This is a genomic window from Capnocytophaga bilenii (assembly GCF_017565765.1).
GTDB lineage: Bacteria > Bacteroidota > Bacteroidia > Flavobacteriales > Flavobacteriaceae > Capnocytophaga > Capnocytophaga bilenii.
The window spans coordinates 218,356-243,869 of record NZ_JAGDYP010000001.1; the positions used below are offsets into that span (position 1 = coordinate 218,356).

The 25,514-nt window shown below is 38.4% G+C and carries 24 protein-coding genes and 2 tRNA genes; 6 read left to right on the forward strand and 20 right to left on the reverse strand.

The annotated features are described in order from the left end of the window. Positions 1 to 222: 222 nt before the first annotated feature. From J4N46_RS01130 to J4N46_RS01185, 13 genes are all read right to left on the reverse strand, one after another. On the reverse strand, positions 223 to 2,532 hold the full coding sequence (locus tag J4N46_RS01130; RefSeq protein WP_236013508.1) for a TonB-dependent siderophore receptor: 2,310 nt from the start codon (positions 2,530 to 2,532) through the stop codon (positions 223 to 225). Between the two features lie 16 nt (positions 2,533 to 2,548). Further along, a complete protein-coding gene (locus J4N46_RS12580) occupies positions 2,549 to 2,713 on the reverse strand; it encodes a carboxypeptidase-like regulatory domain-containing protein (RefSeq protein WP_236013516.1) in 165 nt (54 codons plus the stop codon). A 157-nt stretch (positions 2,714 to 2,870) separates the two neighbouring features. Further along, a complete protein-coding gene (locus tag J4N46_RS01135; protein ID WP_236013524.1) occupies positions 2,871 to 3,131 on the reverse strand; it encodes a hypothetical protein in 261 nt (86 codons plus the stop codon). 367 nt (positions 3,132 to 3,498) lie between these two features. Beyond that, complete coding sequence (carB, locus tag J4N46_RS01140; RefSeq protein ID WP_208057571.1) at positions 3,499 to 6,351, reverse strand: carbamoyl-phosphate synthase large subunit; 2,853 nt, start codon at positions 6,349 to 6,351, stop codon at positions 3,499 to 3,501. Positions 6,352 to 6,379: 28 nt separating this feature from the next. Next, positions 6,380 to 6,928: a GNAT family N-acetyltransferase gene (locus J4N46_RS01145; RefSeq protein WP_208057574.1), complete on the reverse strand. Its 549-nt coding sequence runs from the start codon at positions 6,926 to 6,928 to the stop codon at positions 6,380 to 6,382. 209 nt (positions 6,929 to 7,137) lie between these two features. Further along, positions 7,138 to 7,554 (reverse strand): type II toxin-antitoxin system VapC family toxin, encoded by a 417-nt coding sequence (locus J4N46_RS01150; RefSeq protein WP_208057576.1) that lies wholly within the window; start codon positions 7,552 to 7,554, stop codon positions 7,138 to 7,140. 2 nt (positions 7,555 to 7,556) lie between these two features. Next, positions 7,557 to 7,793, reverse strand: coding sequence for a hypothetical protein (locus J4N46_RS01155; RefSeq protein ID WP_009414885.1), 237 nt, complete (start codon positions 7,791 to 7,793; stop codon positions 7,557 to 7,559). Positions 7,794 to 8,006: 213 nt separating this feature from the next. Further along, positions 8,007 to 8,079: transfer RNA gene (locus tag J4N46_RS01160), tRNA-Gly, on the reverse strand. A 100-nt stretch (positions 8,080 to 8,179) separates the two neighbouring features. After that, a complete protein-coding gene (locus J4N46_RS01165; RefSeq protein WP_208057578.1) occupies positions 8,180 to 9,199 on the reverse strand; it encodes an SEL1-like repeat protein in 1,020 nt (339 codons plus the stop codon). Positions 9,200 to 9,311: 112 nt separating this feature from the next. Next, positions 9,312 to 9,851 carry a bifunctional nicotinamidase/pyrazinamidase gene (pncA, locus tag J4N46_RS01170; protein ID WP_208057580.1) on the reverse strand — a complete coding sequence of 180 codons (540 nt, stop codon included), beginning with the start codon at positions 9,849 to 9,851 and terminating at the stop codon, positions 9,312 to 9,314. An 11-nt stretch (positions 9,852 to 9,862) separates the two neighbouring features. Beyond that, positions 9,863 to 10,399 (reverse strand): DUF4136 domain-containing protein, encoded by a 537-nt coding sequence (locus J4N46_RS01175; protein WP_009414880.1) that lies wholly within the window; start codon positions 10,397 to 10,399, stop codon positions 9,863 to 9,865. Between the two features lie 130 nt (positions 10,400 to 10,529). Then, entirely contained in the window at positions 10,530 to 11,222 is a 693-nt protein-coding gene (locus J4N46_RS01180; protein WP_208057582.1) for an LrgB family protein, read from the reverse strand. Continuing rightward, positions 11,219 to 11,569: a CidA/LrgA family protein gene (locus tag J4N46_RS01185; RefSeq protein ID WP_009414878.1), complete on the reverse strand. Its 351-nt coding sequence runs from the start codon at positions 11,567 to 11,569 to the stop codon at positions 11,219 to 11,221. The genes J4N46_RS01180 and J4N46_RS01185 overlap by 4 nt, the downstream gene beginning before the upstream one ends. 124 nt (positions 11,570 to 11,693) lie before the next feature. Here J4N46_RS01185 and J4N46_RS01190 point away from each other — a divergent pair, with 124 nt between their 5' ends. Continuing rightward, complete coding sequence (locus J4N46_RS01190) at positions 11,694 to 12,650, forward strand: hypothetical protein (RefSeq protein WP_208057586.1); 957 nt, start codon at positions 11,694 to 11,696, stop codon at positions 12,648 to 12,650. Positions 12,651 to 12,704: 54 nt separating this feature from the next. Here the strand turns inward: J4N46_RS01190 and J4N46_RS01195 are convergent, their stop codons facing one another. From J4N46_RS01195 to J4N46_RS01205, 3 genes are read right to left on the reverse strand one after another with little or no spacing between them, the layout of a single operon-like run. Further along, entirely contained in the window at positions 12,705 to 14,042 is a 1,338-nt protein-coding gene (locus J4N46_RS01195; protein ID WP_208057590.1) for a TolC family protein, read from the reverse strand. A 31-nt stretch (positions 14,043 to 14,073) separates the two neighbouring features. Then, the gene (locus tag J4N46_RS01200; protein ID WP_208057594.1) at positions 14,074 to 14,931 is read right to left on the reverse strand and encodes an alpha/beta hydrolase family protein; all 858 of its coding nucleotides are present in this window, start codon (positions 14,929 to 14,931) and stop codon (positions 14,074 to 14,076) included. Beyond that, complete coding sequence (locus J4N46_RS01205; RefSeq protein WP_208057598.1) at positions 14,928 to 15,554, reverse strand: TetR/AcrR family transcriptional regulator; 627 nt, start codon at positions 15,552 to 15,554, stop codon at positions 14,928 to 14,930. Before J4N46_RS01205 ends, J4N46_RS01200 begins: the two co-directional genes overlap by 4 nt. Positions 15,555 to 16,092: 538 nt before the next feature. On the opposite strand from J4N46_RS01205, the gene J4N46_RS01210 reads away from it, so the two are divergent. The 4 genes from J4N46_RS01210 to queA all read left to right on the forward strand — a co-directional run bounded on the left by J4N46_RS01210 (position 16,093) and on the right by queA (position 19,172). After that, positions 16,093 to 17,319 (forward strand): MFS transporter, encoded by a 1,227-nt coding sequence (locus tag J4N46_RS01210; protein ID WP_208057602.1) that lies wholly within the window; start codon positions 16,093 to 16,095, stop codon positions 17,317 to 17,319. Positions 17,320 to 17,406: 87 nt separating this feature from the next. Continuing rightward, a tRNA-Pro gene (locus J4N46_RS01215) sits at positions 17,407 to 17,479 on the forward strand. 28 nt (positions 17,480 to 17,507) lie between these two features. Then, positions 17,508 to 18,095 carry a hypothetical protein gene (locus J4N46_RS01220; protein WP_208057604.1) on the forward strand — a complete coding sequence of 196 codons (588 nt, stop codon included), beginning with the start codon at positions 17,508 to 17,510 and terminating at the stop codon, positions 18,093 to 18,095. Between the two features lie 27 nt (positions 18,096 to 18,122). Beyond that, positions 18,123 to 19,172, forward strand: a complete 1,050-nt coding sequence (queA, locus tag J4N46_RS01225) for a tRNA preQ1(34) S-adenosylmethionine ribosyltransferase-isomerase QueA (RefSeq protein WP_009415540.1) — start codon at positions 18,123 to 18,125, stop codon at positions 19,170 to 19,172. Between the two features lie 102 nt (positions 19,173 to 19,274). On the opposite strand, the gene J4N46_RS01230 is transcribed toward queA, so the two are convergent. Both J4N46_RS01230 and J4N46_RS01235 read right to left on the reverse strand, forming a co-directional pair. Continuing rightward, on the reverse strand, positions 19,275 to 20,864 hold the full coding sequence (locus J4N46_RS01230) for a peptide chain release factor 3 (RefSeq protein ID WP_208057607.1): 1,590 nt from the start codon (positions 20,862 to 20,864) through the stop codon (positions 19,275 to 19,277). 69 nt (positions 20,865 to 20,933) lie between these two features. Then, the gene (locus tag J4N46_RS01235) at positions 20,934 to 21,386 is read right to left on the reverse strand and encodes a copper resistance protein NlpE (RefSeq protein WP_208057609.1); all 453 of its coding nucleotides are present in this window, start codon (positions 21,384 to 21,386) and stop codon (positions 20,934 to 20,936) included. Positions 21,387 to 21,526: 140 nt separating this feature from the next. On the opposite strand from J4N46_RS01235, the gene J4N46_RS01240 reads away from it, so the two are divergent. Beyond that, positions 21,527 to 23,860: a beta-N-acetylhexosaminidase gene (locus J4N46_RS01240; RefSeq protein WP_009415535.1), complete on the forward strand. Its 2,334-nt coding sequence runs from the start codon at positions 21,527 to 21,529 to the stop codon at positions 23,858 to 23,860. A gap of 79 nt (positions 23,861 to 23,939) precedes the next feature. On the opposite strand, the gene J4N46_RS01245 is transcribed toward J4N46_RS01240, so the two are convergent. Next, on the reverse strand, positions 23,940 to 25,115 hold the full coding sequence (locus J4N46_RS01245) for an alpha-hydroxy acid oxidase (RefSeq protein WP_009415534.1): 1,176 nt from the start codon (positions 25,113 to 25,115) through the stop codon (positions 23,940 to 23,942). 152 nt (positions 25,116 to 25,267) lie between these two features. Then, positions 25,268 to 25,432 carry a phospholipase A gene (locus tag J4N46_RS01250; RefSeq protein ID WP_317194281.1) on the reverse strand — a complete coding sequence of 55 codons (165 nt, stop codon included), beginning with the start codon at positions 25,430 to 25,432 and terminating at the stop codon, positions 25,268 to 25,270. Positions 25,433 to 25,514: the final 82 nt, after the last annotated feature.

The following is a 25,514-nucleotide window of genomic DNA, read 5'->3' on the forward strand; positions in this document are numbered from 1 at the left end:
AGAGGCTATCCGTCAAAAGATAGTCTCTTTTTTTAGTGTCATATACTGAAAATAGGTTTATTAAAAAAACAACCTGAAAAATTACTTACTACAGTAACTTATAGGAAAAATTCTTAATAGTTACCTTTTTTCTGTTTGAATAGGGTATTGGGGTTGTTGGGTAAATATGATTTATATAGGAATAAAAAAATTAAGTGTTATGTGAAATATATACCTATATTTCTAAAAACGATAGGTAACGGTAGCATTTACATTGCGGGGAGCTCCAGGGAAGTTACGAAGGTTGTCATAACCACTAATCCAATAGGTGCGGTTTAGTAGGTTATTTACATTCAACTGCAATTGTACTTCTTTTACACGATAGTAAAGTACACCATTCAGGATAGTGTATTCAGGGTAAGCTGTAGCAGTAGCTCGTCTGCCTACTTGTCCTAATCGCTCACCTACGTAATTTACTCCTAACCCTATCCCTAAATCTTTCAGCTTTCCTTCAGGAATAATATATTTCGTCCAAAGGTTGGCTGCGTGGCGAGGAGTGCTGGGGCGTTGTACATTTATATCTCTGATAGCTCCTTCTGCTTTTAGTTTCACAATACGAGCATCGGTATAGGCGTAATTGGCAATGATATTCCAATGTGGCAATATACGTCCCGCTACATCAAGTTCAAAACCGTTAGACTCTTCATCTACAGGCACACGCCAATCGGGCTTGCCTGCTTTAGGACTTTGCTCTAAGGAGTTTTCTTGTTTAATCTTAAACACCGAAAGGGTAGCACTTAAACGTTTCTGAAACCATTCGGTTTTCATACCTATTTCGTAAAGTTCACTCTTCATATAATCAAACGGCCCTCCATAACGATTGGCATCTGCCTGAAAGTCTGAACGCTGTACATCAAATCCTTTTACCCAAGTGGAATACAGATTGATATTTTCTGAAGCTTCTACTACCAAACCTACACGAGGTACAAAGGCAGTTGTTTTGCGAGTAATTTCTTTATTAGTGGTTTTATTGAGTATCTCGGTAAACCACTCTTGTCGTAACCCAATGAGCAATTTCACGATACTAATTTCCATTTGCTCTTGTACATACACGCCTTGTGAACTTTGTTCGTAGGGATCGAGATTGCCTGCTTGCTTCCAAATATACTTGCTAATATCTTTATAACCATTCCCTGCAATAGGATTCAGCAGGTTGAACACCGGCACATTGGTAGTGGGTGTTTGCACACTGCCTGCCAATACATTTGCTGTAGTGGTGTACGTTTTTTCGGTTTTGGTTTTATCTTTATTTAAATAACCATCAGCCGCTACTGCCGAAGAACCTGCTTTTTGTTCAGAAACAAAATAATCATACCCTACTAGCAACTTGTGTTTTACCACTCCTGTACTGAAATTGAAGTTGAAATAAGTATTGAAGCTGTTATTAGCAAAGTAGCGTTTGCGCTGGTTGGCTACCATTAGTACTTTATTAGGGTCGGCATAGCGCAAGTTATTGCCTATTTGCTTATAATAAGCATTGGCTTGAGTGTGTTCTTGCATATCTTCAGAATAGGTAGAATTGAGATATATAGCATTGAACGAAATATTGTTGGTAAACTTATGGGTGAGACCTATAGTAGTATTCAAGGTTTTTTCTTTAAGGAAGTCATTGGCAGCACTCAACGACATAGATATAGGTGTAGAATGCAAATTGCCATTAGCAGGGAAGGGCTGCCCACGATCTATTTTACCATTGAAGTCTTGGTAAACAAAATCTACGTTCAGTTGTGTTTTTTCTGTAGGAATATAGGAGAATGAAGGAGCTACGATAAGACTTTCAGAACCTTGTAAATCACGGAAAGAGTCGGTTTTCTCATAACCTAAGTTTAAGCGGTAAAGCAAAGTCTTTTCTTGGTTTAGCGGTCCTGTAAAGTCACCATAAGTTTTGAGAGTATTCCAGCTACCTACCCCCACTGTTATATTGTGTTGTGCGCTTAGTAGTGGCTTTTTAGTAACACGATTGATTACCCCACCAGGTGCGGCATTGCCAAAGAGTGCCGAAGCAGGCCCCTTAATCACTTCTACGCGCTCTATGTTGGCAAGAGATGATTGTTTCCAAAGACTAGATTGAGCGCGCATACCATTAATTAAATTCCCCGAATTGCGGTTACCTGTAGCGCGAAAGCCTCGTATAGAAAAGTCGTTATAAGTAGAATAGGCATTTACCCCACTGATGTTCTTCACTACCTCGTTTATAGTAGTGGCTCCTTGGTCTAAAATAAGCTCTTTAGTAACATACCCTACTGACTGTGGTACTTCTTTAAGTGCCGAAGCTGTTTTAGTACCTATAAAAGAGTTGGTATTTTTATAGGAGCTTTCTTTGCGCCCTATAACCTCTACTTCTTGCAAGGCAGTCAGTTCTTCTAAAAGTTGTACATCTAAATGCGTGTGTGTACCGCTGGGGTTAGGAGCTACATCGGTACGCACTTTCATAGGACGATAGCCTAAATAGCTAAATACAAGCGTTTGTTTGCCTATAGGTACATTCAGCAAGTTGTAGAAGCCTTTGTCATCGGTACTTACTCCTTATAGTAGTACCTTCTAAGACGACATCTACCCCAATAAGTGGTTGATTATTTTCATCTGTTACACGCCCACGTACCTCAGTAACCTGCTGGGCAACAACAGAAAGCAAGCCACAACAAAAGCACAATAATGAAAAGAGTATCCTCATAATGATTATTATTTAAAATATTTCTTATTAATTTCGGGGTGCAAAAATAATATAATTATTATAAATAACAAGTCATTTTCAATGTTTTTTTAGCTATTATCTGCTTTTATCAAAATAATGGAAGTTTTTTATATTTTAGCAGTAGATACTTTGCCTATTACAAAAGAGTTATTCGCTTTGCATAGAAAAGAAAACTATTTACAACCTCAATCACCCAAGTATATTCTTCTTTATAAACTGTTTTATCCTTCAATATTTTAAGCAATCGCTTTCCTTTGGATAGAGGCAGCCTCTTTCGCTCCTCAGTAATACGTTCTTCTTCAGGAGCTTCAGACCATGAAGTTTCTTTTGTCCAGCCCGTACGATGTATAACTGCGACACTATCTATTTTGCCCTGATAGAGCTTGCTAAAATCCATTGCTTTAGGATATTGTGCGAATGCGAGACAAGGGAGAAGGAATAAGAATAAACGGAGCATAATATAGTTTTATTTCAAATAGGAATGAATTTGTCACATCACGCCCGATGCAGCAACGGGGGTAAAAACCAAAATAATAGTCTCTAAAATAGAAGTTATGGTGATTATTTTAAAATTAGAAAATTCTACTTTCATATTTAAAAAATTTTTCATCATAATCGAAAAATAAAATGTTATTAAAAAAACTATTAAAATAATTCCGTTGCTGTCAATACTGGGGTGATTGCAAAAAGCAATGTTTTAAATATCTTTCAAAGCCAATTTCTTATAAGAAAATAGATTAGTTATTGGTTGTCGAGTCTCTTAACTATTTACTCAAATACATCTTCCTCCTTGTATAAATATCGTAGAAAGCATCATCTTTAAGGCTATCTATAAACAAGATACTTTCGCCAGTAGATTTCATTTCAGGACCGAGTTTCTTATCTACGTTCGGGAATTTGTTGAATGAGAACACAGGTTGCTTGATAGCAAAGCCCTCTAAGTGCGGATGGAAATGAAAATCAGTGAGTTTTTTCTCGCCAAGCATTACCTTAGTAGCGTAGTTCACATACGGCTCTTGGTAAGCTTTAGAGATAAACGGTACTGTACGCGAAGCGCGTGGGTTCGCCTCGATGATATACACTACATCGTCTTTTACAGCAAACTGCACATTGATAAGTCCTACCGTGTTGAGTGCTAAGGCTATTTTATGAGTATGGTCTTTTATTTGTTGCAAAACAAATTCACCCAAGTTGAATGGAGGCAAGGTAGCATTACTGTCGCCTGAGTGGATGCCACAAGGCTCTATATGCTCCATAATACCAATGATATACACATTTTCGCCATCGCATATCGCATCGGCTTCAGCTTCTATGGCACCGTCCAAATAATGGTCGAGAAGAAGTTTGTTATTAGGTATCTTGCGCAAGAGGTCTACCACGTGGGCTTCTAATTCTTCTTTGTTAATCACAATCTTCATCCCTTGTCCGCCCAATACGTAGGAAGGACGTACGAGTAGCGGGAAGTCAAGTTCATCGGCGAGTTTAAGCGCCTCATCGGCAGTTTCAGCAACGCCAAAACGCGGATAAGGAATATTATTTTCTTTCAGCAGCGTTGAAAAACTACCTCTATCTTCTGCCAAATCGAGCGACTGGAAGCTGGTACCTATGATTTTAATACCATATTTATCTAATTTCTCAGCCAACTTCAATGCCGTTTGTCCGCCGAGCTGTACAATAACTCCCTCTGGTTTTTCGTGCTGAATGATATCATAAATATATTCCCAGAACACAGGCTCAAAATAGAGTTTGTTAGCCGTATCAAAGTCGGTAGAGACAGTCTCAGGATTGCAGTTAATCATTATGGTTTCATAACCACACTCTTCAGCAGCCAATACCCCGTGCACACAGCAGTAATCGAACTCAATCCCCTGCCCTATGCGGTTAGGACCTGAACCGAGTACTACCACCTTTTTGCGGTCGGTTACTATACTGTCGTTGGCTACGTATTCCTTGCCGTCAGCAGTGCGAATAGGCGCCTCAAAGGTAGAATAATAGTAAGGAGTCTGCGCCTTAAACTCAGCTGCACAAGTGTCTACTAATTTAAATACACGGCGTATGTTCAGTTCCTCGCGTTTTTTGTGTACTTCACTCTCCCAACAGCTCAGCATATAAGCAATTTGTCGGTCGGCAAAGCCTTTTTGTTTGGCTTCAAAAAGGAGTTCTTTAGGCAAGGTATCTATCTTGTAGTTGCTTATTTCTTTTTCGAGCGCACAGAGTTCTTCGTATTGTTTGAGGAACCACATATCTATCTTGGTGATTTCGTGTATACGGCTCAGCGGAATACCCATTTGTACGGCATCGTATATCACGAATACCCTATCCCAGCTAGGGTAAGTAAGTTTCTCGATAATTTGTTCGTAGTTTTTATAGCCTTTGCCGTCAGCTCCCAAACCATTGCGTTTGATTTCGAGCGATTGGGTAGCTTTTTGCAATGCCTCTTGGAAAGAACGTCCTATACCCATTACCTCTCCTACCGACTTCATTTGCAAACCAATAGTACGGTCAGAGCCTTCAAACTTATCAAAGTTCCAACGCGGTATTTTTACAATCACATAATCTAATGTAGGCTCGAAGAAAGCAGAAGTAGATTTGGTAATTTGGTTTTGCAACTCGTCTAAATGGTAACCGATAGCCAGTTTGGTAGCAATCTTAGCAATAGGATAACCTGTAGCCTTAGAAGCCAAAGCCGAAGAGCGCGATACTCGTGGGTTGATTTCAATAGCAATGATATCTTCCTTTTCATCAGGCGACACGGCAAACTGCACATTGCACCCTCCAGCAAAATCACCTATACTGCGCATCATCTTAATAGCCATATCACGCATACGTTGGAAAGTGCGGTCGGATAGGGTCATTGCAGGGGCTACAGTAATAGAATCTCCTGTATGAATACCCATAGGATCCATATTTTCAATGGTACAGATAATCGCCACATTATCGTTCTTGTCGCGCAAGAGTTCGAGCTCGTACTCCTTCCATCCTAAAAGAGCCTTATCAATAAGCACCTCGTGGATAGGCGAGGCTTCCAAACCGCGATTGAGGAGCATATCAAAATCTTCTTTTTTATAGACAATAGAAGCTCCTGTACCGCCCAAAGTAAAGGACGGACGTATTACGAGTGGAAAACCAAAGCGTTGTGCGATTTCTTTTCCTTTGAGGAAAGAAGTAGCCGTTTCAGACGGAGCCATAGGGATACCTATTTTATCGAGCAACACGCGGAACTTCTCGCGGTCTTCAGTGATTTGTATTGCATCAATATCTACCCCGATAATTTCTACCCCAAAGTCTTTCCAAATACCTTTTTCGTCAGCCTCAATACAAAGGTTGAGGGCTGTTTGTCCGCCCATTGTAGGGAGTACAGCATCTATTTCGGGGTGTGCTTTTAGAATTTCCACTAACGATTTAGTGGTGAGAGGTTTCAGATAGACCACATCTGCCATAGAGGGGTCTGTCATAATGGTAGCTGGGTTAGAGTTGATGAGTATGGTTTTAATACCATCTTCGCGCAATGAGCGCAATGATTGCGAGCCTGAGTAGTCGAACTCGCAGGCTTGCCCAATGATAATAGGTCCTGACCCGATGAGCAGAACACAATGTAGGTCGTTTCTTTTTGGCATTTTATATAGTTCTTGCTGTGTTTTTTATTTAATTCTTCTCTAAAACATAAAACAAATGATTGTGTATCAGCCCAGTTAAAGGTGCAATTTGGTTCTCTAAAGAGTGTTGAAAAGCAAAATTACACTTTTCAAGCACGTGCTTAGAAGCTCTGTTTTGCTCATAAACAACAGCTTTTAATCGCTCTAACCCTAACTGTTCAAAGGCGTATTTAATCATAAGTTTAGAGGCTTCAGTAACATATCCCTTTCCCCAAAATGGCTCACCTAACCAATATCCTAGTTCAGCTTCATTTTCTTCCAAAGGGCAGTTGCTATTTCCCTGAAAGTGCAACCCTATACTGCCTATAATTGTATTGTCAGCCAGACAAATAGCAAATATATGCGGCTTGCAAAGAATATGTTCTATAACATATAGGCTTTCTTCTTCGTTTTGGTGAGGATTCCACCCAGTTATAAGAGCAACATTAGGATTTTTAGCCAATTCATACAAATTAGCACTATCAGAAAGCTGCCACCGGCGAAGTGTAAGTCGTGATGAGGTTAAGGGTATATTATTTGTCATTTTATTATGTTGCATAAAAAAATAGCTACATTTTTCAAAAGAAAAATATAGCTACTGCAATGGTAAAGAATATTGATGCCCTGCGTATCTCTTACGAGTACTGCATATCAAAGCACAAAAGAGTGCTAACTGACTCATATTCTTTAAATTGTTCATTTAGTGAGATGTTAAATAATGGGGCAAAGATACAAAAATAATTTAAATAACAAATTATGAATAATGTTTTATTTGACAATAGAATCAAGAAATTCTTTTGGAGTTATAACCGAAATATCATCTACTAAAAAATCTTTTTGATTTCGTGTAATTATAATGGGTATATTGTATTGTTTAGCAGTGAAATACTGAAATGCATCTTCTAAATCTTTAAAAGCCGAATAGTGAGCTGAAAAAACTATTTTTTTGTCAAAAGGAAGGATTGATGCAAATTGATAGATGAACTCTAACATTTTTCTTACTTCACTCTCTGTAAAAATTTTTGATAAGATATAGTTTATGGTAGCGACAGACAATGATGAGATATAAACAACAATTTGTTTTTCTACACAATAGTTAAATAGCCTTTCTGCATCTTTATAAAAATTTTTGCGTCTTAATAGAACATCTAATAGTACATTAGTATCTACAAAAATCCTCCTCATAATTATATCAAATGTTTTTTTATAAGATAGTTAAATCTTAAAGTATCAGCATTTATATCTATTTCTTTAGGAACAATTTTATTAAGTTGATCAAAAATAGTATTCATATCAATATGTTTCATTTTCTCCTTCCATTCCGTTTCTTGTTGGTAAAATTCTTCTAACTGACCTTCGCTTAAATTGTAATCTTCATCATAGAGCTTGTTTTTTTTCAAAACTATTGATTTTTGTATGTTCATAAATAAAATAAATTTTAAGGATTATTTAATGTAAAAAAGGCTGTCCGAAAAGTTTTAAAAATATGATTGCACCACACACTTTGTCAAACTTTCAAAGTTTAAAAAAGTTAATTATACTGATAATCAATCACTTTTATTCACATTGTAGGAGCGATTGGCAAATCGCTCTCACAAAACAAAACTTTTCGGACACCCTCTTATTAGTTAAAAAAGAGCGAAAAACGGGTCTCGAACCCGCGACCTCAACCTTGGGAAGGTTGCGCTCTACCAACTGAGCTATTTTCGCTTGTTTGCGCTGCAAAGGTACAACAAATTTTAATTCCTGCAAAATTATATTCAAAAAATCAAATTAAAAATACATTTACTATCAGAACTTACACAAAGTATTATTTCTTTTCTTTCCAGGTCTCATATCTTTCACAAGCACTTTGATCACCAGCTTTACAAGCTTTTTCAAACCATATTAAAGCTTTTTCTATTTCAATTTTTGTTATATAATAAAGTCCTAACAAAAATTGAGCTCTAGTATTACCTTGTTTAGCAGCTTTCAAATACCACTCTTCTGCCTTTGTTGGGTCTACCTCTACTCCTTCCCCATCTTCATAACATACCCCTAATTGAGTTTGAGCATCTGCATCACCTTGATTAGCTGCTTTTAGAAACCATTCAAAAGCCTTTTCATACGATTGCGCTACTCCATCTCCGTTGTAGTAAAACCAGGCTATTTCTCTTTGAGCATCAGCATCGCCTTTTTTAGCTTCTTTTTCATAACTTGCAAATGCCTTTTGATACCACTCAGCAGCTTTAGCGTATGATTGTGCTACCCCTTGTCCCTTTTCATAACATTCCGCTACATTGTTTTGTCCAACAGCATTACCTTGATTAGCTGCTTTTAGATACCATTCAAAAGCCTTTTCGTAAGATTGCACTACTCCCTCCCCGTTTTCATAAGCAAAACCTACACCGTTTTGTGCAAGAGCATTACCTTGATTGGCTGCTTTTAAATACCATTCAAAAGCCTTTTCGTACGATTGTGCTACCCCTTGTCCCTTTTCATAACATTTTGCTACATCGTTTTGTGCATCTACATTTCCTTGATTGGCTGCTTTTAGATACCATTCAAAAGCCTTTTCGTACGATTGAGTAGTACCAACCCCCTCTTCATAGAAAAGTCCTAACAAATTTTGAGCATTAACCTCTTCTTGTAAAGCCGCCTTTTGTGCCCAATAAAATGCTTTTTCATATGACTTTGCTACATTCTCTCCTGTATAATACTCTATAGCCAAACTTCCTTGTGCTATTACCAGTCCCGCTTCAGCTTGCTTAAGCAAGCTTTTTATATCTACTTGTTGTGAGTACATCACAAAAGTAGGGAAACAAAATATAAATTGAATAAATCTCTTCATTGGTAGTTGTTTTTATGGTTTCTATTTTATATTTAGTTTCAATTTCTTCTTATACTCATTCTTTTCAAACAGTTGTTTTCCGTTTGTATTTGGAGCTTATATAGTGCATTCGCTAACAGCCAATACTCCTAATTCCTGCTTCAAAAAGAGATACTTTATAGCCTAAATTGCGGGCATCTTCAGCACTATATGCCACACAAAAATCACCTGCTAAGCCACAAATCACAAGTTCAGTAATACCTTTTTCCTGCAAATAACCGTGTAATCCCGTAGGGTTTTGCTTGTTATTGTCAAAAAAAGCACTATAACTATCCACCTCTGGATTCATTCCCTTACGAAAAACAGCTGCTATGGGTGCAATATCTAAATCTTTATGTAATTCTGCTCCAAAACTTCCTTGCACACAATGGTCTGTCCAAAGAATTTGGTCAATTCCGCCCAATTTTATCACCTCAAAAGGCTTTTTTCCTTGGTGATTGCTCGCAAAGCTCTTATGATTAGCAGGGTGCCAATCTTGGGTAGCTACAATCAGGTCGTAATTGTTTTTCATTTCGGCATTAATGGCAGAAACTACCTCATCTCCATTAGGTACAGGCAAAGCTCCTGTAGGCATAAAATCATTCTGTACATCAACGATAATAAGTGCTTTCATAATTTGATTAATTATTTATTTTTATTAGGATATTCTTCTAATATTTTATTTACGAAGTTTTTAATAGCTTCTTCTTTACGCTCTCGGTTTTGTGGCAAATAGCCTACTCCTTTGCCTTGCCATATAAGTTCTTTCTTTTGGGCATCAATGATTTCTATATACAAGATACCTTCAGAATTTCGGCTTACACTATAGTTAGCACCACCCCAAAAGGGTCCGTAGCCTATCCCCCAACCCCAATAATAGGGTGAATAATTGTCATATACATCTATATTTTCACGTTCGCGTGTGAATATATTTACAAGTATATCGGGGGTTTCGGAAAGGGTCATTCCTCGTTGGGAAAGGTTGGCTTCAATAGCACGCAAAATACGCTTTTTATCTAAGTCCGAGATTTCTGCTTTATCTACACCTTCTTTAAAAAAAGCAAAGGTTTTATAGGTGCTGAAATCTGTTTGGCTGTCATAATCGGTAGTTACGTAGATACTTGCACAAGAAGTAACTATCATTGCTAATAGACTGACTACTAAAAGGGTTACTCTTTTCATATTTACTGTAAATTAATGTTTTTTTCTATAGTAAAAAGTGCAAAATCTGTGCCAGTTTTAGCCGTTAGAGGTTAGTTGCTGGTCATAGGCAGATACCTCATAGCTAACGCCTAAAGGCTAAAGACTAACTCTAAAATAGCAAATGTACTACAGTAGGGGCTATAAGTGCTGTAAAAATCCCGTTGAATATCATTCCTAAACTTGCATAAACAGCGTATTTTTCGCTCAAATTAAACGCTGCCATAATACCCAAAGCGTGCGAAGCGGTACCTAATGAAATACCTTTTGCCATAGGGCTTTTGATGTGAAACCAGCTAAGGAGTGAAATGCCAAAGATATTCCCCAAAAAGCCTGTAGTCATCACAGCCATTACGGTAATAGGTTCTATACCGTGCAGCATACGAGTAACTTCAATAGCAATGGGCGTAGTAACCGATTTGGGTGCTAATGAAATAGCAATATCATCTGCCAGCCCCATCCATTTAGCTACGAGGCATACTGTAAGAACTCCAAAAAGACTTCCTACAAACTGTGAAACTATCAGCGGAATGAGCTGTTTCTTGATTTTAGAAATTTGCAGATAAAGTGGCACCCCAAGTGCTACAATAGACGGTTTTAGCCAAAAATCTATATACTGTCCTGCTTCTTCGTATTTAGATGGCGATATATTAAAAATAGTAAGGTATGAAATAAGTACTATTACAGTGAGTAATACGGGATTTAGGAATACTGATTTATACTTTTTCTGCAACAACAATATTCCGTAATAAAGAATAAAGGTAATTGCCAATAGCAACACCTGATTTTCAGCTATTGATTTCATTTTAGTTTAAGTTTTTTGCGTAGATATTGATACACGTGTCCTGTAACAACTATCACCACTACAGTACTGATGATGATAGAGAGAAAAATGGCTAAAAAATTTTGCCCTATTTGCTTAAAATAAGCCATAATACCAATACTTGGGGGCACAAAAAAGAGTCCTAAATTAGAAATCAACAAATCGGAGAGGGCTTTAATAGCCTGAAGTTTAATCCAGCCAAAATGTAAGGCAAGCGTGAGAACAAGCATCCCTATAATACTTGAAGGGAAAGGAATATGGGTAAGGGCTACTATCAATTCACCTATACCCAAACAGCCAAAAATAATGGCAAAATAACGTATAATCATTGTTAGTAATCTAAAAAAAACGATGCAAAAGTAATATATCTTTTTCAAATGCAAATAAAAAGTTAATTTTTTTTGTTTGTATTTTTTTATTACTACCTTTGCACCAATAAATTAGTTAAACATTATGAGCAATAACTACGAATCTTCTACCACTACCAAAAACGCTGCACTCCCTGCTTACAATTCAGGAATTAATACTGATGAAGAACCACCTAAAGGGGGCGGTGTTTTCTCTAAGATTATCATTCTATTATTAGCTTTAGCTACAGGTGGTTTGGGGTATTACACCTATTCGCTTTATCAAGACAAGGAAGCGACTGAGCTGGACTTCCAAAAACAGAAAACACAAGTGGAGAACGAGCTAAAAGCACTCAAGAACAGCTACGACAGGGTTGTAGATGAGAACAAAAACGTGAGTAGTGACTTGCTAGAAGCGCGCAACAAAATTAGGAAATACATAGACTCGTTGCAGGCTATGAAGGTAAATATATCGGCATTGGCAAGATATAAAAATCAGGCTTTTGCACTTGCTAAAGAACGCGACTTTTTATTAAAAAAGAATGACTCACTATTAAGAGTGAATAGGAGTATTCGCAAGAACTTAGATAGTATTTCTACCCAGCTGAGTGCCCGTTCGGCAAAGCTCGATTCGCTTACGCAACAGGCTAAAAAGCTAAAAGAGGTAGTAGATGAGGGGGCTGCACTACAAATAGCTAAATTGGTAGCTGAAGGGGTGAAAGGCTCTAAAAACAAAATAACAGAAAAGGCACGTGCTACCGATAAAATACGGGTATGCTTTACTGTGGAAGGCAATAAAATAGCTAAAAAAGGCAATAGATTTTTCTACATCAAAGTGAGTGCGCCTTCGGGGACAGTATTAGGAGCTAATGAAGAACAAAGCAAAGCAGGAGTAAGTATCCGTTACAGTACTGCTACCAAGTTTATTTACAGCAACAAGAGTGTAGATGTGTGTGATTTTATAAGCAAAGCTACTAAAGATTTTGAAAAAGGAACGTATAAAATCACCGTATATGATGACCGCTTAGCCGAAGTGGGAACATCTGAATTGATATTGAAATAGGAAATACATAAAAACAAAAAAAAGCTGCCTAATTTGGGCAGCTTTTTTTGTTTTCTATTTTATAGATTGTAGTTTTCCTTGTGATTTCAGCAGTTCTATTTCGGCTAATTTATAGTCTAAAAGAGCGTTAGTATAGTTATTTTTAGCGTCTGATAGCGAGCGTTCAGCATCTAACAAATCGGTGAGGGAAGCTAAGCCTTGCTGATAGTTATTTTGGGTATTGAGGAGCACTTCTTCGGCTAATTTTACGTTTTCTTTTTGAGACTCTATCGTAAGGAGGTTGTTGCTTAGCTGGCTATGGGCGTTTTCTTGAGCTAAATCCATAGCAAGACGGGTATCTTTGAGGGTAGCTTCTAAAGCCTGACTTTCAATTTGTGCTTGGCGTATTTTGGCAGTGTTGCCAAAACCTGAGAAAATAGGTACATTGAGCCCTAAAGTAATAGCCGAATAGTCTGCCCCATAGACTTTATCTTTTTTGCCATAAACAATAGGCATTTTGGGTCCCATACTCAAATAACCATAAGTAGCTTGCAAGGCTAATGAAGGATAGAGCGCTGCACGTTTTACTTTGACATTCAGGTCTAAGAGTTGTTTTTGTTTTTCAAGCACTTGTAGCTCGATACGGTTATTGGTACTACTTTTTTCAAAAGCGAGGTCGTAATTAGCTTCAAAGCCTTCTTTGGGGAGCGTAATGAGTTCATTCATTGGCATTCCTATCATATATTTGAGTGCATTCTCGGTAAGTTGCAGTCCGTTGAGGGCTTGTTGTTTTGCTGATTTGAGGTTGTTGATAGCCACTGTAGTACGATCGAGGTCTATTTTTTTAGCTAAGCCTGCTTCGTTGAGTCCTTTTACTACTCCTGCTGTTTTTTCAGTAAGAGCAAGGTTGGCTTCTATGTTTTGCAATGTTTGGCGTGTTTGATAAACTTGATAGTAGGCTTTGGCTACTTTTTCAATAATATCGTTTTCGGTAAGCTGTTGGTTGAGCATATAAAATTCGCGGGTGGTGCGTGCTGCTTTTAGCCCCATAAAAACAGCTTGGTTGAAGAGTACTTGGGTAAGTTTAGCTTCTGCATTTGCTGTCCATTTTTGCCCCATTTCCATTTTTAGAGGCTCACTCCCTGGAAAACCGAAGGCACTACCATCAATATAGGTAGCTTGCAACTTGGGGTTGTGTATCATAGCGGCAGTACCTGAAAGATTGGGCAGGGCATTGGCACGTACCTCTTGTATTTGGTATTCACTTTTTTTGACATCTAAGCGGGCTTTTTCGGCATCGGCTTTGTGTTCTAAGGCGTAACGTATTGCCTCTTGTAGGGTTAGTTCTTTATTTTGTGCTATACTTATGGCACTGAAGCTACCTATTAAGATGCTTGTAATGATTTTTTTCATCGTTTTTCTTATTATTTTAGGCGTTTGTTGTTTATTTTAGATATTCTTTGATGTAGGGTATTAGGATGGCGTTTTGCTTATTGGTAAATATATGTCCGCCATTGGGAATTGTCTTCAGTGTTGCATTGGGGAAAGTGCGTTGGGCTTGCTGAGCGCATTGCAAGGGCACTAAATTATCTTTTTCGCCTTGTATGATGAGCACTTTCTTATTAAATTTGGGCAGTTCGGCGTAAATATCATAACTGAGGGCGCGTTCAAAATATACTTTACCAATAGTTTTACCGAGGAAGGTGCTTGTAGGGGGGATATGGCTGACGGTAGGGAATGTGTTTCGTGCATTATCAAAAAGCATAAAAGCGGTGTTTATCAGTATCATTCCTTTTAGTTTATCGGGGTTTTGAGTCCCTACGATTGAGGATACTACGCCTCCTTGACTAAAACCAAATAGATAGATATTGTTTTTATCTACAAAGGGTTTTTCGCGTAGGTAGTTTAACACGGCGGTAAGGTCATCAGCTTCTGTAAAGGGGGACATTTCGGTCATACTACCCCCGCTACGGCTTCCGTCATTGCCTCCGTAGAAATCGAAACTGTAAGTTACGTATTGTTTTTCGGCGATAGCTTCGGCATAAGGGTGTGCAACAAAATCTAAACTACTACCAAAGCCTGTTGATAGGATTACTAAGGGTAATTGGCGTTGTTGATAGTCTTTGGGTGCTATGATTTCGCCATAGATAGTAATTTGCTTGCCGTCATTGCGCTGATAGGATATTTGTTGTACATCCTTTACTAAGGGTACGTTTTTATTGGTATTTTGTTGTGCTTGGGTGGGTTCTTTAGCACAGGCTGCAAGTAGCAGTGCTAAGAGGGTGTATAAGATTTTTTTCATATTATTTTTTCTTCTCTAAGTTTTTGTAATACACGTTCTAACTCTTCTAATCCTTTTTGATTTACCAATGTTCTGAATATATATTCAACTACTGTATGATTGATATACCAAAGAGAGAAGTCGTTTTCAGAAAAGACATCGGTAAGGGAACTGGAACGTTGTACTTGTACGTAAAAGATTTTGAAGAATTGGAGGTCGATATCTTTTCTGAAAAGGTTTTCGCTCCAGCCTTGTTCTAAAATTTTATCTACAAATAGGTAATCACACTTAGTAAATTCAGCATCCATACGTTCGTAGGTTTTGGGGTAGTATTTTTTTAGTTCCCAAATGGGGCGAACGCTGTTGAAGTTGAATATATCTTGCATTTTTTTTTGGTTGCGGAATACATTTTCTATAAGGGAATGTTCGCCTTGCAGAAAAGTATCGGCTTTGGATACGGTTATATCTAAGGCATAATCTAAGCAGGCTTCTACGAGATCGTTTTTGGAGGGGAAGTACTCATAGAGTGTTTTTTTAGACATACCGAGTTTTCGTGCCAAGTCTTCCATTGTAAAGGTTTTGAATCCATACCGCATAAAGTCGTCCATAGCACGTTTTACTATTTCTTGTTTCATAGGGTTCATTAATTTTGGGGGCAAAGGTACTACAAAAAAACTTAATAAACAAAAAAAGTTTTCTATATTCTTTTTTTTGAGGTGTTATTGTTCGCTCATCCTTCGCTCAACCTTCGCTCATCCTTCGCTGAAGGTTTGGTAATTCTGAATTTTGAATTTTGAATTTTGAATTGGGCACAAGCTGCAAGCTTGCGCCAGCGAGGGAAATTGGAGGGTGTCCAAAAAGTTTTATTTTAGCTTAAAACAAGCTTATTAATGAACAGAATATTTTTGTAACTAATTGATTATTAACATCCCCCCTTCCCCCCTTCAAAAGGGGGGAGATGCCGAAGTAGTACTTTTAAAGACTTTTTGGACAGCTTCAGCGAAGGGGGAATTGGGCACAAGCTACAAGCTTGCGCCAGCGAGGGGCTCAACCTTCGCTGAAGGTTTAGTAATTTTGAATTTTGAATTCTGAATTCTGAATTGGGAGGGTATTGACTAAAGATAATCATTGCCTATTAAACATTATTTTGTACTTTTGCGCCTTGAAAATAAGAGGTTAAAAATGGAACAAGAAAACAACACTCAATATCGTATTTTGCTACTCATAGCTTTATCTCACGGTCTTAATGATGTGATACAGGGGATTATTGCGTCTATTTACCCTGCTCTTCAGGCTAAATATGTGCTGACTATGGCGCAAATTGGTATTATTACGTTCTGCTACCAGATGTCGGCTTCAATATTGCAGCCTTTGGTGGGAAATTATACTGATAAGCATCCTCAACCTTATTCACAATTGGTGGGTATGGGTTTTTCTACATTGGGGGTAATTTTGTTATCTATAGCGAATAGTTATCCGTTTATATTGGTTTCGGTGGTGCTGATAGGGATTGGGTCGTCTGTATTTCACCCTGAGGCTTCACGGGTGGCGTTTTTGGCTTCGGGTGGGAAGCGGTCGTTTGCTCAGGCTATTTTTCAGTTGGGTGGTAATTTAGGGACTGCATTAGCTCCTTTGTTGGTTATTTTGTTTGTTTTTAGTAGGAAGGTTGTAGATGGGCAATTAGTAGAAGAGGCACATCAGGAGCGCATCATATGGTTTGCGCTGATAGGGGTATTGGCAATGGGGGTGCTAGCAATGATTGGCAAATGGCGAAGTATTATGCTGAAGTTGCAAAAGAAAAAGGTACAAAAAACGATAGCAGTGCCTAACCTTACCAAAGCACAGATACACAACTCTATGATTATACTGATGTTATTGGTATTTAGTAAGAATTTTTACACTTCGGCTATCAATAATTATTTTCAGTTTTATACTATTGGTAAATTTGGTTTTACGAATGCTGAAGCGCAGCTCTATTTGTTCTATTTTTTGGGTGCTGTGGCATTAGGAACGCTCATTGGGGGGTTCTTTGGCGATAAAGTAGGACGGAAGTTTATCATTTGGTTTTCTATTTTGGGGACTGCTCCTTTTGCGCTTTGGTTGCCTTATGCGGATGCGGCTACTACGGGTGTACTCATCGTGCTGATTGGGTTTATTATAGCTTCGGCATTTGCGTCTATCTTGGTATATTCGCAGGAGTTATTGCCTAAGAAGATTGGGATGATTTCGGGATTTTTTTACGGATTTGCTTTTGGTATGGGTGGTTTGGCTTCGGCAGTTTTGGGGCGACTTATAGATATTACAAGTATTGATTTTGTATATAAGGTTTGTTCTTTTTTACCGCTAATGGGGTTAATTGCTTATTTTTTGCCTGATATGAAGAAAGTAGAAAAGATTAGCAATCAGTAATATAAGCTACTGTTAAAAATATTTTTGTCAATTTATTTTGTAGATTTAGAAAAAGGTTATACTTTTGCAGCTGCAAGAAAATAAAATCGGGATGTGGCGCAGTTGGTAGCGTACACGTATGGGGTGCGTGTGGTCGCTGGTTCGAGTCCAGTCATCCCGACTTTTTTTTATATAAATTCACAAAAACTATGAATAAGATTTATCTTCTTTTCTTATTATCTTTATTTACTTTTCTTTCTTGGGGACAAACACAAACGCTTAAGAATAATTTTGTTGTGGGTGCTGAGCTTCCTTTTTTGTATAACAATGATCGGGAAAAGCCTGACACTAATAGCTCTTCAAGTGTTTCTTTTTCATTTCGTCCGCGTATTAATGTTTTTCTTCAAGCAGATAGATATAAAATAGTGGAGGAGGATTTTTTAAGAGTAAGAAAGTTATCCTTATTTAGTGCAAGGGTAGATTACACTTTTTTACAAACGCAACAGAACGATGATTACAGTCGTTATAACCACATTCATCAGGTATCGTTTTTGTATATCATAGGGGGTATGCACAAAGAATACGGTACACAGGTGGGGATAGGTCCTAATTTGAATTTTGGTGATGCTAAAGGTGTGAATGCGCGTTTGTTCTTGAGTGGCTACGGTGAATGGAAGGGGTTTATAGGGAGTGTAGATATTAATTTTTATCTTCCTAATGCTAAAAGAAAAGAGGGTGTGCCGAGTGATAGTTATAAATATGGACATATAGCTATTGGGCTGGCATATCGTTTATAAATAGATACTTATTGAATTGAAAAATATATGAAACTTTCAAACTTCAATTTTGACTTACCCAAGGAGCTATTGGCAGAGTATCCTAGCGAAAACCGCGATGAGGCTCGGCTAATGGTGGTACATCGCAAAACGGGTGAAATAGAGCATAAATTATTTAAGGATGTTATCAACTATTTTGATGACGGTGATGTGTTTGTAATTAACAATACGAAGGTTTTCCCTGCGCGCCTATATGGCAATAAAGAGAAGACTAAGGCGCGTATAGAGGTATTTTTGCTTCGTGAGCTGAGTGCTGACCAGCGTTTGTGGGATGTGCTAGTAGACCCTGCTCGTAAAATACGTATTGGCAATAAGCTTTACTTTGGAGAAAATAGTGATTTGGTGGCTGAGGTGATTGATAATACGACTTCGCGAGGGCGTACATTGCGCTTTTTGTATGATGGTACTTATGAGGAGTTTCGCCAACGCTTGGTGGAGCTAGGACAAACACCACTACCTAAATATATATCGCGCCCTGTAGAGCCTGAAGATGAAGAGCGTTACCAAACTATTTACGCTAAACACGAGGGGGCTGTGGCTGCGCCTACTGCGGGATTGCACTTTTCTAAACATTTGATGAAACGCCTTGAAATAAAAGGGATTACATTTGCTGAAGTAACTTTGCACGTGGGCTTGGGTACTTTTAATCCTGTGGAAGTGGAGGACTTATCTAAGCACAAAATGGATAGTGAGGAAATACACATTCCTGAAGAAGCTAGTAAAATTATTAATAATGCTAAGGAGAAAAAGAAAAGGATTTGTGCCGTGGGTACTACTGTAATGCGCTCATTGGAAAGCTCGGTATCATCGGCGGGGCTTGTAAATCCGTTTGATGGTTGGACAAATAAGTTTATTTTTCCTCCTTATGATTTCAGTGTTGCTAATGCGATGATTACTAACTTTCATACGCCTAAATCTACTCTTTTGATGATGGTTGCTGCGTTTGCGGGGTATGATTTGATTATGAAAGCATACAAAGAGGCTGTGGAAGAGAAATACAAATTCTACTCGTATGGTGATGCGATGCTTATTCTTTAATAAATAAAAGGGGTAAACTTACCTAAACAATAATGAAAAATTAAGCTGTCTTAAGAAGGTTGGACTTTTTAAGACAGCTTTTTTTGTTATTAATATTATTGTTTAAAACTCTGAAGTGAAATGGAGTTTTAGGGTTGGGTATTTTTGTTTTACCATTTCGATAGAGAAGGCAGAATCGGCAAGGAAGACTAATTGGTTTTGCTTGTCGCGAGCTAAGAATTTTTGTTTTACGCGCAAAAAGTCTAAATACTGGGGGTCTTTTGGGTTGGCTGGGGCTTCTACCCAGCAGGCTTTGTAGATAGGAAAGTTCTCATAGCTACATTTTGCCCCGTATTCGTGTTCTAATCGGTATTGAATTACTTCATACTGAAGCGCACCTACTGTACCAATAACTTTTCTTCCGTTGAAATCTAACTTGAAGAGCTGTGCTACCCCTTCATCCATTAGCTGATCGATACCTTTTTCGAGCTGTTTAGATTTGAGAGGGTCGGCGTTATTGATATAGCGGAAGTGTTCTGGCGAGAAGCTTGGTATTCCTTTGAAATGAAGTACTTCTCCTTCGGTGAGGGTATCGCCTATTTTGAAGTTGCCCGTGTCGTGCAAACCTACGATATCGCCTGCATAGGATATATCTACTACTTCTTTTTTTTCGGCAAAAAAGGCATTAGGACTTGAAAATTTAAGTTTTTTGCCCAATCGTGTATGTAAATAGGGTTTATTACGCTCAAAAGTTCCTGAAACTATTTTCACAAAAGCCAAACGGTCGCGGTGATTGGGATCCATATTGGCGTGAATTTTGAAAACGAATCCAGAGAAAGTGGGTTCATTGGGGAGTACGAGTCGTTCTTCACTCATTTTAGGGCGAGGTGAGGGTGCTATTTCTACAAAACAGTCTAACAATTCTCTTACGCCGAAATTATTGAGTGCAGAGCCAAAGAATACGGGTTGCTGCTCGCCTCGCAAATAAGCTTCTCTATCAAATTTGGGATATACTTCATATACGAGTTCTAAATCGTTGCGCAAATTGGCAGCTGATTGTTGAGAAATTATTTTCTCTAATTCGGGGCTACTGATATCATCAAAGGAGATGGTTTCTTCTATATTTTTGCGGCTATCGCCTGAAAAGAGGTTGATATTTTTCTCCCATATATTATAAATTCCTTTGAAATCGTAACCTATACCTATAGGGAAGCTCAGAGGAGAGACTTTTAGTCCTAATTTTTGTTCTACTTCGTCAAGCAAATCGAAGGCGTCTTTTCCTTCACGGTCTAACTTATTGATAAATACAATCATTGGGATATTGCGCATACGGCATACCTCAACGAGTTTTTCGGTTTGTTCCTCTACCCCTTTGGCAACGTCTATGACAACAATTACACTATCGACAGCTGTGAGGGTACGGAAGGTATCTTCGGCAAAATCTTTGTGACCGGGGGTATCGAGGATATTAATTTTGTGTTGTTTGTAATTAAAAGCAAGTACTGAAGTAGCTACCGAGATACCGCGTTGTCGTTCTATTTCCATAAAGTCGGAAGTAGCTCCTTTTTTTATTTTGTTGGATTTTACGGCACCAGCCTCTTGTATAGCCCCTCCGAATAGAAGAAGTTTTTCGGTAAGGGTAGTTTTACCAGCATCGGGGTGAGAAATGATGCCAAAGGTGCGGCGTTTTTGTATTTCTTGTTCTAAATTCATAGAGTTAATATAAAAAAAATAGCACATTAGCAAACAGTGCTTGCTAATGTGCTCATAAGGTAATCAATATTACTTTTTGTTTAGTACGTATTTAGCTGCAAGCTCGGTATCGGTGATTTCGCTACCATCAGCACTTAGCATTTTCAAAGCACCTTCGGTTACGCGATAGCATCTTTTATCGTTTGCATTAGCAGCATCTGTAAGGGTTAGTAATTGTTTTTCGGCATCGTAGCTTACAGAGCCTTTAGAATCGAACACTCCTTCTTTACCCTCATATTCTTCTTTAAGGGTATAGCTTTCTTTTTCAACAGTAAGGGTAGTTTTGATACCTGCACAATCAGCGCAAGGTAACACACCTTCATAAGTACCTGCATATGAAAGATTTTCGGTCATTGCTTCACGTTGATCTGCCATTGATTGTTGGGTAGTATCGGTTTCGGTAGTGCTTTCGGCACTGTTGGTTTGGTTACAAGCGGTTGCTAATAAGGCAATTACGCTTAATGATAAAAATAGTTTTTTCATTGTTATAAAAACATTTATTGTTAAAAACGCTGCAAAGATATAAAACTAATAATAAACAGCAATAACATTTAACATTTTCTTCTTCGGTATGTTAAAAAAAAGTTATATATTTGCCTCGCTAATTATAACATATTTAAACGATGAAGATTCATTTAATTTCTGCTTTTGCAATGCTGTTGGCTTTGTGTGCGTGCAAAACTACCACTACTGTAGAGCCTTCTACTACAGCTAATTATGAGGTGGTTCCTCTGCCCCAAACTATTACTACTACGGCTAACGAAAAACCTTTTTTACTGAGTGCTAACACTCAAATTCTGTACCCTGCAGGCGATGCCGATTTGGAACGCTATGCAGGTTTTTTGCGTGACTATATTTTTAAACAAACGGGGATTGAGCTGAAAACAGCTACTGAGCAAGGAGAGGCAGCTAATGCTATCCAGCTACTAAAAAATTACCAACACACTAATCCTGAAGCTTATAACGTAAAGATAAGCAATGTGGGTATCGTCATCAATGGGGCTACTGAAAAAGGTACTTTCTACGGAGTACAATTCCTCAGAAAGGCTATTCCTGTGGAAAAAACTACGGGGGTTAGCTTTCCTGCAGGAGAAATAAATGATATGCCTTTTTTTGGGTATCGCGGGGCGCACTTAGATAGTGCTCGCCATTTTTTCACTACCGATTCGGTACGTATTTTTATTGATATGCTGGCGTTGCACAATATGAATCGCTTTCACTGGCATCTTACTGATGACCAAGGTTGGCGTTTTGAATCTAAAAAATACCCTGAGCTTACAGTGGTAGGGGCTACACGCAGCCAAACGCTGGTAGGCAAACAAGACGAAGTGTATGACGGCAAGCCTTATGGTGGTTTTTATACCCAAGAAGAGCTTAAAGAGATTGTAAAATATGCAGCCGACCGCAATATTACAGTTATTCCCGAAATAGACCTTCCCGGTCATATGGTAGCTGCACTGGCTACCTATCCACAATTGGGCTGCAAAGGCAGTGGCTATAAAGTACGAGAAAAATGGGGCGTGGCTGAAGATGTATTGTGTGCGGGGAATCCCGAAACTTATGAGTTTATCAAGAATATATTGGAAGAGGTTACCGAAGTGTTTCCATCAGAATATATTCATATAGGGGGCGATGAGTGTCCTAAAGTGAGCTGGCAACAATGCCCTAAGTGCCAAGCTAAAATAAAAGAATTGGGAATAAAGACTGATGCTAAACATTCGGCTGAAGAGTACTTGCAAAGCTACGTTATTGGTTTTGCTGAACAAGTATTGGCAGCCAAAGGACGTAAAATTATAGGTTGGGACGAGATTTTGGAAGGCGGACTCACACCTAATGCTACTGTGATGTCGTGGCGAGGTATCAGCGGTGGTATTCAGGCTGCTAAAGCAGGACACGATGCTATTATGAGCCCTATGTCGCACTGCTATTTTGATTATTACCAAACTGACGACACAGAGAATGAACCCCTTGCCATTGGTGGTTATTTGCCTGTAGAGCGTGTTTACTCTTTTAATCCTTACCCCGATAGCCTTACTCCTGAAGAACAAAAACATATTTTAGGCGTACAAGGCAATCTTTGGACAGAATATATAGCAACTTTTAAGCACGCTCAATATATGGTTTTACCACGCTATGGAGCTTTGGCGGAAGTGCAATGGGAAAACCCTGCTTTGCCTAAAAACTACACCGCTTTTGCACAACGCTTATTGCGCTTATTGCCTATCTATCAGTTGGAAGGCTATAACTACGCTAAACATATTTTTGATTTGCATACTGAAGTGTTGCCTCAAACTGACTTTATAAAGGTTACTTTCTCTTGCTTGCAAGATGTGCCTATTTACTACACTACCGATGGCAGTGAACCTACTGAAAAATCAAATGTGTATAAAGAGCCTTTACAAATCACACAATCTATGCAGCTAAAAGCTAAAGTTTTTGGTAAAGAACGCGAGAGTGGTTTTAGCCAACAATTCTTTTTCAATAAAGCTACTGTACGCCCTATAGAATTTATCAGTAAGCCTTCGCCTACTTATACTTTTGAGGGGGCTGTAACTTTGGTAGATGGCTGTAAAGGGGGTAGCAATTCTCGTTCGGGACAATGGTTGGGCTTTACTGAAGCACCTTGTGAAGTGGTGATTACTCTAAAAGAGAATACACCTATAAAAGAAGTAAGCTTTACTGCCTTTATAGAAACGGGTGATTGGATTTATCCGCCTACTCATTTTGAGGTGTTAGGCTCTACTGATGGCAAAAACTATGAGCTACTTGCTAAAGAAGATTACGCTCTGCCTAAAGAACACTTCAAAGAGATAAAGAAATATGCGCTTTCTTTTCCTGAAAAGAAGGTTACTTACCTAAAAGTAAAAATCAATGAGGTGAATAAGATACCTGCATTCCATAAAGGTGCTGCTGGCAAACCAGGTTTCTTGTTTATAGACGAAATAGAAGCAAATTAATAATGCTTTATACTTAATAAAAAAAGGCTGCTTGATTGTTCAAACAGCCTTTTTTATTATTACTTTAGTACTTTATTTACTATTTTTTAGTAGGTAGAGGGTAAGTACCTTCTACTAAGATACTACTATCTACATCTTGTAGGTTTCGGTGTCCTGAGAAAGCCATAGTTGTATCCATTTCATCATAAAGGATTTGCAGAGCACGAGTAACCCCTTCTTCGCCATAAGCTCCTAATCCGTATACAGGGGCACGACCAAGCATAATACCACGTGCGCCCATAGCCCACGCTTTTAGCATATTTTGCCCTGTATAGAAACCAGAGTCAATCCATACTTCGGTTTGGTTACCTACTGCGCTTACGATGTCTGGAAGCGCTTTGATAGAAGAGATAGTATCGTCCATTTGGCGACCTCCGTGGTTTGATACGATGATAGCATCAGCACCATATTTTACAGCCTCAATAGCATCTTCTGGGGTCATAATACCTTTTAAGATGATAGGTCCGCCCCATAGTTCTTTAATTTCAGCTATATCTTTCCAGCTAAGACTTGGGTCGAATTGTTCTTTTGTCCAAGAAGAAAGAGAAGATAGGTCGGATACGTTTTCGGCGTGTCCTGCGATATTGCGGAATGTCCATCTGCGGTTTCCGAAAATGTAACGCATTCCCCAAGGTAATTTTGTTGATAGGTTGATAATGTTAGGGATGGTAAATTTAGGAGGTGTAGAGAGTCCGTTTTTGATATCGCGGTGGCGGTTACCAAGCACTTGCAAGTCTACAGTTACCATTAGGGCAGAACATTTAGCAGCTTTGGCGCGTTCTATAAGGTTTTTCATAAACTTACGGTCGCGCATTACGTATAGCTGGAACCAGAAAGGTTCTACTCCTGCTTCAGCAAGGTCTTCAATAGAGCAGATAGACATTGTAGAAAGCGTAAAAGGAATACCAAATTTTTGGGCAGCTTTTGCCATATGTATTTCGCCATCAGCCCACATCATTCCCATAAAGCCTACTGGAGCTGTCATTGCAGGGAATTTTACTTTTTGCCCCAATAAAGTACTTTCAAGCGTACGGTTATCCATATCTACCAATATCTTTTGTTTGAATTTGATAGGGTTGAAATCGGATACGTTGTCGCGATAAGTGGCTTGTGTCCAAGAACCTGTATCTACATATTCGTAGAACATTTTAGGTACATTGCGCTTGCATACTACACGCAAGTCTTCAATGTTAGTCATTTTTGATAAATCTCTCATTCGTTGTAGTTTTTAGTAATTATTATTTCCTTTACCAACTTATTAGTTTAGTTGAAAATAGGAGTTTTAATAAAATCGGTTGCAAATTTAATAATTTATTTTTATATAGCAATTTTTAAAGGCTTTTTTTGTTTCGGTTTGTTATTTTTTGTTTACAAGTTTAAGAAAGTGAAGCCTACGCCTATAGTAGTTTGCTTGTAATTATAATCGATGAGTGAGTCGGCATAGCCGTGAGCAGCTTGTACAATGAGGCGTAAATCGCGACGTTCGGGTATGGGGCGATTTAAATTGAGGCTTCGGGGTTGTTCGGTAGACACAAAAGAATAATTTTAAACATTAATCTTTAAACATTATTTCGTACCTTTGCCGTAATTTTATGATTAATACTTTTTTAAAGAT